This is a genomic window from Novimethylophilus kurashikiensis (assembly GCF_003112435.1).
Classification (GTDB): Bacteria; Pseudomonadota; Gammaproteobacteria; order Burkholderiales; family Methylophilaceae; genus Novimethylophilus; species Novimethylophilus kurashikiensis.
Map to the genome: position 1 here is coordinate 1 of NZ_BDOQ01000021.1, position 12,093 is coordinate 12,093.

13 protein-coding genes are annotated in these 12,093 nt (G+C 60.2%); all 13 read right to left on the minus strand.

Annotation, left to right across the window (positions count from 1 at the left end; translation table 11 throughout):
- Positions 1–1,205, minus strand: a 1,205-nt coding sequence (locus NMK_RS18380; protein ID WP_181376324.1) for a M10 family metallopeptidase, incomplete at its 3' end; no start/stop codon positions are given.
- Positions 1,206–1,565: 360 nt separating this feature from the next.
- The gene (gene fabG / locus NMK_RS16780; RefSeq protein WP_109016930.1) at positions 1,566–2,285 is read right to left on the minus strand and encodes a 3-oxoacyl-ACP reductase FabG; all 720 of its coding nucleotides are present in this window, start codon (positions 2,283–2,285) and stop codon (positions 1,566–1,568) included.
- Between the two features lie 3 nt (positions 2,286–2,288).
- The gene (locus NMK_RS16785) at positions 2,289–2,741 is read right to left on the minus strand and encodes a hotdog family protein (protein ID WP_109016931.1); all 453 of its coding nucleotides are present in this window, start codon (positions 2,739–2,741) and stop codon (positions 2,289–2,291) included.
- Entirely contained in the window at positions 2,735–3,538 is an 804-nt protein-coding gene (locus NMK_RS16790) for a beta-ketoacyl synthase chain length factor (protein WP_306419353.1), read from the minus strand. The genes NMK_RS16785 and NMK_RS16790 overlap by 7 nt, the downstream gene beginning before the upstream one ends.
- Positions 3,535–4,728, minus strand: coding sequence for a beta-ketoacyl-[acyl-carrier-protein] synthase family protein (locus NMK_RS16795; protein WP_109016932.1), 1,194 nt, complete (start codon positions 4,726–4,728; stop codon positions 3,535–3,537). The genes NMK_RS16790 and NMK_RS16795 overlap by 4 nt, the downstream gene beginning before the upstream one ends.
- A gap of 75 nt (positions 4,729–4,803) precedes the next feature.
- Complete coding sequence (locus NMK_RS16800; protein WP_109016933.1) at positions 4,804–5,661, minus strand: polysaccharide deacetylase family protein; 858 nt, start codon at positions 5,659–5,661, stop codon at positions 4,804–4,806.
- On the minus strand, positions 5,651–7,969 hold the full coding sequence (locus NMK_RS16805; RefSeq protein ID WP_109016934.1) for an MMPL family transporter: 2,319 nt from the start codon (positions 7,967–7,969) through the stop codon (positions 5,651–5,653). Before NMK_RS16805 ends, NMK_RS16800 begins: the two co-directional genes overlap by 11 nt.
- The gene (locus NMK_RS16810) at positions 7,966–8,538 is read right to left on the minus strand and encodes a LolA-related protein (protein ID WP_109016935.1); all 573 of its coding nucleotides are present in this window, start codon (positions 8,536–8,538) and stop codon (positions 7,966–7,968) included. Before NMK_RS16810 ends, NMK_RS16805 begins: the two co-directional genes overlap by 4 nt.
- An 8-nt stretch (positions 8,539–8,546) precedes the next feature.
- On the minus strand, positions 8,547–9,512 hold the full coding sequence (locus tag NMK_RS16815) for a lysophospholipid acyltransferase family protein (RefSeq protein WP_109016936.1): 966 nt from the start codon (positions 9,510–9,512) through the stop codon (positions 8,547–8,549).
- The gene (locus tag NMK_RS16820; RefSeq protein ID WP_109016937.1) at positions 9,509–9,808 is read right to left on the minus strand and encodes an ApeI family dehydratase; all 300 of its coding nucleotides are present in this window, start codon (positions 9,806–9,808) and stop codon (positions 9,509–9,511) included. Before NMK_RS16820 ends, NMK_RS16815 begins: the two co-directional genes overlap by 4 nt.
- Positions 9,805–11,148 carry an AMP-binding protein gene (locus NMK_RS16825; RefSeq protein WP_109016938.1) on the minus strand — a complete coding sequence of 448 codons (1,344 nt, stop codon included), beginning with the start codon at positions 11,146–11,148 and terminating at the stop codon, positions 9,805–9,807. Before NMK_RS16825 ends, NMK_RS16820 begins: the two co-directional genes overlap by 4 nt.
- 10 nt (positions 11,149–11,158) lie before the next feature.
- A complete protein-coding gene (locus NMK_RS16830; RefSeq protein WP_109016939.1) occupies positions 11,159–11,794 on the minus strand; it encodes a COG4648 family protein in 636 nt (211 codons plus the stop codon).
- Complete coding sequence (locus NMK_RS16835; RefSeq protein WP_181376325.1) at positions 11,794–12,075, minus strand: phosphopantetheine-binding protein; 282 nt, start codon at positions 12,073–12,075, stop codon at positions 11,794–11,796. The genes NMK_RS16830 and NMK_RS16835 overlap by 1 nt, the downstream gene beginning before the upstream one ends.
- Positions 12,076–12,093: the final 18 nt, after the last annotated feature.

Below are 12,093 nucleotides of genomic sequence, written 5' to 3' on the forward strand. Positions count from 1 at the left end.
AGGTTGGCCCCCAGCGTGAAGCTGACGCTGGATTTGACGAGGTCGATCCCGCCGCCCTGGGCGTAGGTGTAGGCCTCCGTCACGGTGTCTCCGGCGTTATCGACGATGTAGACGTCGTTGCCAAGACCGCCGTTCATGCTGTCGGCACCTAGGCCGCCGTCCAGAAGGTTGGCGGCGGCGTTGCCGATGAGGGTGTTGTCGAGTTCGTTACCGGTGCCGTTAAGGGCGGCGCCTATGAGGGTGAGGTTCTCGACGTTAGTCCCCTGGATGGCCAAATTGAAGCTGATGCTGGAGAGGATCTTGTCCGTGCCTTCGGCCGCGTTCTCGGTGACTACGTCGAGGACGTTGTCTACGTAGTAGGTGTCGTCGCCTACTCCGCCTGCCATGCTGTCCGCACCGGTGCCGCCGTTCAGGGTGTCGTTGCCTAACCCTCCCGACAATGTGTCCACACCACTACCGCCGTTGAGAACATTGGCTACATCATTGCCGATGATCTTATCGTTTCCGCTACCGCCAATGGCATTCTCAATAATTGCACCATCTGCAATCCAAACGTTGCCTACCGAATAAAGATTGTGACCGTTTGAGTCCTGCACATAGACGGCATTCCCCATTCTGCTCCCGCCATTGACGCCGGACCGGAGATCGATGGTTCCACCCGTGGTGGAGGTATATTGAATAGTGTCGTTACCGCCAGCATCCCAAATGGTTTGATGATAATTACCCGTGCCGCCAAAGGAATAAAGATTATCGCCAGCATGAAACTGCGTATTCACCCCGTATAGGGATTGAATGGCAGCGATATCCAGAATCATCGGTGTCGTAGGCTCATACGAGAAATAGGTCGATGAGTTTCCGGGCTGTGCCGAATAACTCATGACTGTGAATGAGCGGGAGTCAAGTGATGGATCGATGGTTTGGCTGTTAAGTGTCGAAGCCTCGAAAGGATGCTTGAGCCCTAATGCGTGGCCGATCTCATGGATAGCAGTTTGATATTCGTATGAGCCAAGGGTCCAAGGATAGATATAGGAAGTCGTGTAGCGCCCGAACCATACGTCTCCGGCATATGCCGCATTATCAGGGGTGTAGGCCCAGGCCTGAGCGCTAGGAGTATCCGTATAGGCGAATCTCAAATCGCCTACATTCGTAGCACTTTCTGTCACCTGAGTGAAATGCAGGTTGGCGACATTAGCCCAAGACGTCAAGGCTTGCCTGACATAGGATTGATCAGAGCTAGTAAGGGGCTGATATACGCTTGACCAAGGCTCGCCCGAGCCAAGTACCGATCCGTAACCGGTAAATGGATCCGTCGACCATACCGAGGAATAGGTAGGAAAACTGAACGTTAAATTACCTAACGCCCAGTTCATGCCCTCAATCAACGAGTTTGCTGCAGTATCTCCAGTATTGAGATTGCTAAGAACCGCCGTGCTCGATCCGGTAGGCGTAGGCATGATGAATTCTTGTTATTCCTGTTATCTAATCATGGCTATATTGACACTACAACTCACTCGTTTCAATCAGGAAAAACTTTGCTTTGATCCTTGTATGAGAGCTCAGCATTATCACAACATCCCCCCATTCACCGAAATCACCTGCCCGCTGATGTAAGCAGCTTCTTCGGAACACAAATAAGCCACCAAACTCGCCACTTCTTCCGGCTTGCCGGCGCGTTTCATGGGCACCATGTTGGCGATGGCTTCCTGGTTGAAAGTATTCTCGGTCATACTCGTTTCGATGATGCCGGGGGCGACGGCGTTGACGGTGATGCCTCGGCTGGCGACTTCTTGCGAGAGCGATTTGGTTGCGGCGTTGAGTGCGCCCTTGGCAGCGGAGTAATTGGTCTGACCGCGGTTGCCGGCAATGCCGGAGATGGAAGAGATGTTGACGATACGGCCCCAGCGGCTGCGGATCATGGGCATCATCAAGGGCTGGGTGACATTGAAAAAGCCGTTGAGCGAGACATCGATGACGCGATGCCATTGCTCCGGCCGCATGCCGGGGAAGACCGCGTCGTCGTGGATCCCGGCGTTGTTCACGACAATCTGGATCGGCTCGTTTTCGATCAGCGGTTGCAGCGCGGCGTTGACGGCCGCGGCATCGGTGACGTCGAAGGCAATCGCCTCGGCGCTGCCGCCTTCTGCCCGAATTTCCTCCACCAGCCGCTGCGCGGCTTCCAGGCCCCGATTGGCATGCACGTAGACATGGCAGCCGTTTGCCGCGAGACGATGGCAAATCGCCGCGCCGATACCGCCGCTGCCGCCGGTAACCAAAGCTCTTTTCATGATTTATTGCGCTCCGGGGATCAGGCCTTCGGCATTGGTCACCACCGCGGCGCGACCGGCCAGCAGCAGGCGTCCGCCGGCACTGATGTTGAATTGATAGAGGATATTGTTTTCGTTGCGCATGACGCATTCGGCCTCGACGTCGAGGTCATCGGCAATATCGTCCAGCCGGTCAGCGTGCATTTCCACGCCGCGCACGCTGACCAGGAACCCGGCCTTGGACTGGGGTTGGTCGCTGGAAGCTTGCACCGCGCCGTGCACCGCCATCGCTTGCGCGGCATATTCGATACCGCAAGCGATGCCAAGACGACCATGCGCTCGCAGCGGATTGGCCGCATCGCGATGACTCGCGGCACGGCAGCGGATGCGCTCGGCATCCCATGCTTCCACCGTCTCCAACAAACACATGCTGCCTTGGTGCGGAATGCGGCTCGCAATCCAGGCGCGGTCTAGCATGGCGTCACCTCCGCCGCGATGTGCGTCCCGTCGAGATAATCCAACACCACACGCCCGGATTGCCCCAGGGCGACTTGCCGCAGCAGCGGCAGCCCGCGTGCCGAAGCGATGTTCAAGCGGAGTTGTTCGAGCACCGCATCAGTAAAACGATCTGCAGCCTCATGGGTCAGCCCGATGTCGATTCGGGCGACAGATTGCGGCCTGGGTTGCGGCGACAATACCAGCGCGATGCCCAGCAGGCCGTCCTTGGGCCGGATATCCTTGATCAATTCCGGCCCTTCGGTGTCGATGGCCATCAGCAGGCAGCGCGTGCCGTCTACCGCCACTTGCGTCATTGCTTCCAGCAGTCCAGCGCCGAAACTGGCGTCGAAACCGCACAGCACCGAAGCCGGCGCCATGGCACGGGTAGCGATGCTCCAGTAGCCGGACGCCGCGTTATGTACCGAATTGTGGAAGCGCGTAGGCGAGATCAACTTGTCGTCAGTGGCCAGCTGATCGCAAATCGCATGGCAGTTTTCCGCATCTCCGTGGGACGAGGTGAATACGCTGGGCAAGGTCGATGCATCCGCTTGCGCCATCGCCACGGCTTCAGACGAAACTGCCAGGGTCAGCTTGACGATGTTGCCGCAGCGGCGGCGTTCGGCGGGGGGCAGCAACTGCGGGGCCGGCACGACGGCAGGCTGCAGCTCATAAGGCATGCGGCCTGCGAGCACTTCGCGGGCGATAGTCCAATCGGGCAACCCCCGGCCGATCAGGCCGATGCCTTCGATGTAGGCGGTTAAAGCCTTGCTCATCATGCAGCCCTCCCGAACACCAAACTGCAATTGGTGCCGCCGAAGCCGAAGGAATTGCTGAGCACGTACCGTACCGGCACTTTGCGGTTGTCCAGCAGGTAATCCAGCGAAATGGCCGGATCCAGCGTTTGCGTATTGGCGCCGGCTGGCATCAAGCCATGTTGCAACGCAAGGGCGCTGACGACGGCTTCTATCGCCCCCGCGGCGCCTAGGGTATGGCCCGTCAGCCCCTTGGTCGAGCTGCATGGCGTATGGCTGCCGAAAAGGTCCAGCACGGCCTTACCCTCTGCTGCGTCATTACTCGGCGTGGCGGTCCCGTGCAGGTTGATGTAATCGATGTCCTGCGGTCGCAGCCCGGCACTGCCGAGCGCCTGCTCCATCGCCATGCGCGCGCCCAACCCCTCGGGATGGGGCGAGGACATATGGTAGGCATCGCTGGATTCGCCGATTCCCGCCAGCAGCACGGCATCCTTCGGCAATTCACCTTGCGGCCACTCCAGGAGCGCGAAGGCCCCCGCCTCGCCGATGCTGATCCCGTCGCGCCGCGCGTCGAACGGACGGCAGGCTTGCGGCGAGCACAGTCCCAGCGAATTGAAACCGTACAGCGTGGTGAGGCACAAGCTGTCCACGCCGCCTACCACAGCCGCGTCAATCAATCCGGCTTCCATCATGCGGCGAGCCGAGGCGAACACCTTGGCGCTGGACGAACAGGCGGAGGAAATGGCCACGGCCGGGCCTTGAATCCCGAAGAAGTGGCGCGTGAAATCGGCGACAGAGAAGGTGTTTTGCGTGCGGTCGTAATCAAAGTCGTGCGGGAGTTCGCCGCTTGATGAATCCCTGCGGCGGTAGGCCAACTCGGTCTGCAAGATGCCGGAAGTACTGGTTCCGACGAACACGCCCACCCGCTCCGTCCCGTATTTCGCCACCGCAGTGCGCACAGCATCGGCAAATCCGTCCTGCTCCAGCGCCAGCTGGGCGAGACGGTTGTTGCGGCAGTCATAGACCTTGAGGGCCGGTGCCAATTGGACTTCTTCCAAGCCCGACACCTCGCCGATATAGGTCGGCAAATCCACGATGTCGAAATCGCAAGGTTTAAGTCCCGACTTGCGTTCCCGCAACGCTTGCAAGGTAGCTTCAAGACCACGGCCGAGGCAGCTCGTTGCGGTGAAATGGGAAAGATGTAGCGGCTTCAAGAGAGATAGGTTCGATTCAAAATTTGATTATAGCTGGCGTTCTATTGGACTGTAGCGCAGGCGGCCTCGCTTGCATCAAAGGCCAGTTGATTCGGTTAATGCAGGCGCGGCCGCCTGCGCTACGGGCCTGGCATCTCGCAACCGGATGAAATGAAGTCCTCGTCGACCAGCCTCATCGATGATGCGTGGCAGCACGTCGAGAATAACCGGCCGACCTTGCGCCGTTCTCGCAGCATGGCCGTCGTGCAGCAGCAGGATGGCACCCGGCCGCAGCTTCGCGAGCAGTCGTGTCGTCACCTTTCCGGCATCGCCCGTTTGCGTGTCGAAGCCGCGCACCGTCCAGCTTGCAAGCTGCAACCCCAGCTTCACCAACACCGGCGCCAGGAAAGGATTGCGCAAACCGGCCGGCGCCCGGAAAAACTGCGGGGGCTGCCCGGTAATATCGGTCAAGGTTTGCTGCGCCGCCCGGATTTCGCGCATGACCCCGGCCGGTCCCAGCAGCGAAAAATGGTGGCGATGATACTGGCTGTGGTTTTCCACCGCGTGGCCGCGCCGCACAATGTCGCGGCAGAGCTCCGCATGCCGTTCAGCGAGCACCCCTATGCAGAAAAAAGTCGCTTTGACCCCGTATCGATCCAGCACGTCCAGCACTTGCGGCGTGACTTCAGGGTCAGGGCCGTCGTCGATAGTCAGGGCGATTTGATTGCGCGGCGCGGCGTCCTCGGGAAGTTCCACCCAATTGGCGCCCAGCCACCGGCTCCGCGGCCATAGGCCGACGGCGGTGATGAGCAGGTGATTGGCGATGACAATGCCCAAGGCCCACGGCCAAATACTCGGTCGAATCAGCACCGCGACCAGGGCAAGCAGGTGCAAGGCCAGCGAGGCCTGCACAAAGCGTGTCGGACGCCAGGCGTATTCCGAACTACCGTGCATCGTCCCGTCTCGCAAACACCGCCGAAAACACCAGCGCCAGTACCACGCCCGGCGCCACCGTCATACCCATGGCGCGCAGGACGGGCACGGTGGAAAACGCGAGCAGGCCGAAACCCAGCACGGTCGCCGCATTGGCAAAGACCAGCGAGGCCAGCGTGCGCGGCGTCACTGTTCCATTGAAGAACAAGGCGTAATTGGAACCGATGGCGACGATGAGCAGCATGCCGATCAAATGCAAAATAATGAGCTGTTGCCCCGCCAAGGCCAAGCCTGCGGTCACCACCAGCACGGCTGCGCCGAGCGGCAGGATCACCGCTGCCACCTGCCGCGGCGAACGCAGCGCGGCGAACAGCAAGGCCACGATGGCTCCGACACCAGCGAGCGACAGGCCGATGGCTTCCGACAAATAGCCCGAATACAGCTTGTCCGATTCATGCTTCAGGTCGATAAAAAATACGTCGTGCGGCAGCACGCGCTTCACCTTGGCTGCATCGATCTCGCCGTGTTCAGGCGCGCTCAGTGGCAGCAGCGCCGCCCAATTAGCGCCCCGCCGAACCAGCATGCCATCGACCGCCATCGCCATGGCCGTGCCTTCCAAATCGGAACGCTGCAAGAGCAAGCGCGTCCGGGCGGCTTCGACATCTTCCAGGAACGGTTCGAACAGTGCCGCCTTGACCGGCAGGCCTTGTACCGCGGCCCCCAGGCGCTGCTTCAGGATTTCCGGTTCGGGCAAGCTGTCTTGCCGCGCTTGTTGTGCGGCCTCGCTGGGCAGGTAGCGGCTGGGGCTCTCGAACGCCGCCAGCACGCCCTGCTCCACCAGCGGCTGCAAGGTCAGTGCAACTTGCTCGGAGGCCTGCAAGGCCCCCTGCCAACTCTCTGACGACACCGCCACCATGTAGCGCACATCCGGCGCACCCATGCCGGAACGCAGGCGTTTATCCAGCGCCTGGTCGGTGGCAGAGACCGGGCTTAGTGCAGCAAGCTCGCGGTTCCAGAGATGATCGCGGTGCAGGAACAAGACAGCCACAGCGACGACCAGCAATCCTGCCGCCAGCCAACGCAGACGCGGGGCCATCGCGGCAAATTTCGCGAGATGCATCCCGGCCGAGGACACATCCCGCACCTTGAAACCGGATGGCAGCAAATGCGGCAGCACGAAGCGCGTCATCGCAGCAGCCGCGAGCAATCCGGCAATCGAATACAACCCAAGTTGCGCCAACCCAGGGAATCCCGACATCAGCAGCGCGGCAAAACCGAATACCGAGGTGAACACCCCCAGCCGCATGGTCGGCCATACCCGCGCCATCCAATCGCGCCGGTCGGCTTCGCCCTGCTCGGCTTGCATGAAGAGATAAATCGAATAATCGACCGCCTCGCCGATCAAGGCCGTCCCGAAACCCAGCGTCACGCCGTGCACCACGCCGAAGCCGAGACCGACCGCGGCGATGCCTGCGACGATGCCGGTGGCCACGGGCAGGAAGCCCAGCACCAGCGCGGCGATGTAACGATACGCCGCCCACAGCAGCAAGGCGATCAGCACCGAACTCACGATGAAGATCACCCGCACCTGGTGCTTGATGCTATCGCGCGACAGCACCGAGAACACGCCGGGGCCGGTCATGCGCAGTTGCGCGGCCGAGGTCGCGGCCACTTCGTTGAAGGTGTCACGCACGATCTGCATGGCGGCCTGCTGGCCGTCGGTATCGGAACCGGCGGCATGCGTTTGCAGCAGCAGCAAAGCCGTCTGGCCGTCCTGGGAAGCCCAGGCGCCGTCGACGATTTGCGGCTTGCCGGCACTGTTCATCTGGTCGAGCAGTTGCATCATTTCGCCCGTCGGATCGTGCGGCAGCAGCGATTTCATGAGCAATCCGGCCGGAGAAGCCAGTTGCTCGATGCTGTCGGCGATGGCTTGGTGCAAGCCTTCCGCAGTAAAGCGTTGCGGCGTGACCGAAGGGCTCAGCAGGTAGCGGTTGCCGAACAGATATTCGCGGTCGCGTGCCGCGGTAATGTCCTCGCCGTTGTTGACGGTTGCAAAGGCCTCGTTTCCGCGCAGGCGATAGGCCATTTCCTTGGAGATACGGGCGCGGGTCGCGGGGTCGGCGCCTTCGATGCCCACCAGGATCAGGCGCGACGCCAGACCGTCGCGCAGCTGGTCGATGAGAAACTGCTGCTCGGACGTGGGCGAACGCGGCAAAAAGGCCGAAAGATCGGCGGTGTAATGCCCGCGCACGATAACCACGGCACAGGCCAGCAGCACCGCCAGCCAGACGGCGATAGCGAATCTTGCGGATTGGAGGAAGCGGCTCACGGCGGGGATAGCTGGGTGATCGTCATGAGCGAACTGTCACCGTCTGCCTGCTTGATCTCGATGCTGCGGAGCTCATTGCCGATGCCGGCGATACGGATTTTTTCCACGATCTTTTTCATTTTTGCATCGATGGGCGTCAAGAGCAGCGTCCAAGCTTGCTGGTCGCCGCTAAGGTTCAATTGATAAGTACGCTCCAGTGCCGATTTATCGCCCGCCAACGTACCGCGGATGCTGTCGATGAAGGCTGCCACTTCCGGGTAGTTTTGCAACGGCAGCACGTGCTTGCGGCCTTTCTGCTCCACCGTCAGCGTGCCGCGGTCCAGCACCATGCTCTCGGGACGCGGCTTGAGCGTGCGCTTTTCCAGACGATCCGGCGCGGTGTAAAACAATTCACCGGAGGATTCGACCGGCTTCTCCAGCATTGCGATGGACTTTTTCTCGACGAAACTGGCATGGCCCACCTTGGTCTGAGCCAGGGTTCGCATGAGCTGGTCGAGGCTCCATTCGTCAGCATGAGCCGAAGCCGAGACGCCCATCAACAGGCAAGCCAAAAATTGAAGAATGTTCATCTGCGCTCTTATCCGAAATTCTTATCCGAATTTTTGTCCGTATGCTTATCCAGAGAGGCCGGCACCGACTGCCAGTAATCGAAAAAGTTGAACCAATTGTAAGGCGCGAAACGGCAGTAATAGTTCAGCAGTTCGGTATAGCGCCGGACCGCATCCTGCACTGCGGCGTCGCGTCCGCCGCGTGGAATATCAGTGAAATCGGCTAACGGCTGGAAATGCACCTGATAGCGGTTGCCGCCCATGTAGAGCCCGGTCATGAACAACACCGGACGCCGTAACAGCGCCGCCATGCGGAACGGCCCCACCGGCATCGCCGCCGGGCCATCAAGCAGTTCGACCATAGTCATGGGTTCGTCGCCCAGCGTACGGTCGGACAACATGCCCACGAGCATGCCCAGGTCGAGTTTTTCCTGCACCTTGAGCATCGAATCGATGCGGCCCAGGGGAATGATGTCCATCGCCGCCTCGGGGTTGATGGCGGCCAGCATGGCGTTGACCTTTTGCGCATTGTCTTGATGCATCACCATCGCCACGCGCAGCCCCGGCACCTGGCGGCCGATGGCGCGGATCACCTCGAAACTGCCGAGATGCGCCCCCATGAGGAACACGCCGTTGCCCTGGTCGATGAGTGGACGGATATGTGGGATGCCATGGATTTCGATGTCGAACCTGTCGTACTGCTTAGCGACGAGGTAAATACGGTCGTGGATGGTGGCGGCAAAGCAGAAGAAATGCCGGTACAGGTCGAGAAAACGGGCCGGTCGACCCAGGGCGCGCGGCAGGTAAGACTGGGAGGCACGCCGCGCGGCCGGCGCGAACAGCACGAAATACAACGCGATGAGATGCAGCACGATACGTCCCGCCTGGCGTCCGAGCCGCAGGGAAATCCAGCTCATGATGCGCATCATCGTCATATTGCTGCGTTCCGGGGTGCGTGCCCACGTCGCACTCTTCTTGGCGTTTTCTGTTGTCATTGGGTTGGCGTCAGGCTACCGGTAGCGATGCGGCGTTCGCCGTCGACGATGTCGAACTGCACGCTACCGCTTTCCTGGATGTCGAATTCGATGATGACAGTCGTCTCGGGCCCGAGCGGACTCAAGAATTTGGCAGAAGCGATTTTCCAAGCCTTTGGAACGCTTCCCAGATCTTGCATGATGGCGTAGATAGCCTCATCCAGCAGCACGACGCCGGGCACGATAGGTAAGCCAGGAAAGTGTCCCGCGAAGGCGGGATGATCGGCAGGAATATGCAAGGTCGCCTGGCGTTTCATGCCGTTTCCGATCGGGTAAGACTATGGATAAGCTGTTTCAACGCTTCGCGCGGCAACTTACCGGTGCTGTTGCGCGGCAATTCGTCCACGAACAGCAAGGGGCGCGGCAGGAATACGGGATCGATGCACTGGCGCAAGGCATCCAGGACGTCGTGCGCCGACAAACCGGGGGCGACCACACAGGCCGCCAGCCGGGTGACTTGCTCGTGCGAGGCGTCGTCCGGCATGAAAAACGCCCCGTCCAGCACGCCTGGGATGGCCGTCAGATGATGGTTGAGGCTGGCGAGCGAATTGCGCTTACCGGCGATATTGACCAGATCCTGCAAGCGGCCGTGCAGCAAAAAGCGCGCGTCCGGCAGCAGCTCGATCTTGTCGTTGAGCGACACCGGCTGTTCGATATGGCCGCCCTCGGCCCAAAAGCGTTCGTCGCGCTCGACCAAGCGCACTTCGGGGAACAACTGCCAGGATTCACCTGCAGTCGTGCGGCGGATAGCGATCTGCCCGGTTTCGGTACTGCCGTAGATTTCTAACAATGGTACACCGAACGCCGATTCCACCTGCCCGGCGAGTTGTAGCGACAGCGGCGATGTAGCCGAGAGCACGCGCTCCACCGACGGCAGATTCAATCCGGCTTCGAGCAGCAAACGCAGATGCAAAGGCGTGGAAACCAGCATGCGCGGCACCGGGTTGTTTTCCAGAGCGGAGACGATGTCAGCGGGATAAAACGGTTGTATGCCGCACAGCACATTGCCGCTTTGTAAGGGCAGCAGCACGGTAGATTCGAAGCCGTACATGTGCTGAGGTGGAACGGTGCCGATCACGGCGCATCCTGAATTCTGCTTGAGTCCGATGCACTCGGCTTGCGCGCGCACGTTAAGCACCAATTTGCCCCAGGTCTTAGGATGCGGCACCGGAGCACCGGTCGAGCCGGAGGTAAAGACGATGGCGACTTGCCGGTCGTCTTCGATAGTCGGAATTCGTGTCGCCCCAATAGTTTTGCCATTCAACACCGGGAAAAGCACGCGCGGTAAATCGATATCGCAATCGGGGTTGTCGTGCAGGCAGAACACGTCGGGCGCAAAGGCCTTAAGGCGCTGCACCATTTCCAGAGTATGCGTGGGCGGCAGCAGGCTGACCTTGTCCGCCGTGATTGCAGCTGCCAAACCGACGGCGAAACGATACCGATCGCGACATACGTTAAGCACGTGGTCGCCGCTCGGTAGCATAGCGGCCACTTGCGCCACATCGGCGAGGAAACGGCTGACAGAGATGCTCTCCCCGTCGAACCAGGCCAGGGGCTGTTCGAGCGCAGTATGGGAAACCAGTGGGGATGAACTCATCGCAGCAGCATTAATGTGACTTGAGGTAGGCGCGCAGACCGTCGAATACACCGCCGGTGGCGGCTTGCGGTAGTACGATGCGACGCACGAGGAATTCGCCCACAAACATTAGGCCGATCAGCGGCAATACGAGAAAATTGGCGTAGAACGACCATACCGGCAGCGGCGCAAGGAAAAACAATACGGTCGACGCCAGCGCCAACAAGGCGAAATACAGCGTCCAGGCGAGAGTCACCCGCCACGCGTAACGTTCATGATCTGCGGCCAGCCCCCCCCCATGCAACATCTCGGCAAACCCTACACAAAGGGGTTTCTGACCGGGCAACAAACTGCGTCCGAAGCCCGTTGCCAGCACCAGTACGAGGCCGACATCTTGCAGGTAGAACAACAGCCCGGCATGACTGGCGATCAACCACCACCATTGCCCTACCAGCCACGTGCTTCCACCCATGAGCGCAACTCCGGCCCACCGCGTGACGGCATTTACCGCCAAGGCGAAGCCGAAACCGAACACGGGCAGGAGCGCTAGCGCTGCGCCTAGTAGGCTGGGACGACCGGTGACATTAACGTGGTGAACCAGCAGAGCGTATCCCGCGATCAGCGTCGCAACGCCAATCCACCGGAAACGCTGGAAATGAGGGAACATCAGGCGGCTTTGTGCGCGGCGACGTAATCCGAAAGGCTGCGCAGGGAACCGAAAATGCGGTGATTATCCTCGCTGTCGGCCTTGAGTTGCAGCCCGTAGTGCTTGGAAACCACGAGGGCGATTTCGAGGATATCGATGGAATCCAACCCCAGCCCCTTACCGTACAACGGCTGATCGGGATCGATCTCGTCGGCGGAAACCTCTAGGTTCAGCGCCTTGACCATCAATTGGGCGATTTCGCGTTGCAACGCGTCGAGGTTTTGAATGTTACCTTGTGTCATAGCTCTTGTTCTGTGGAC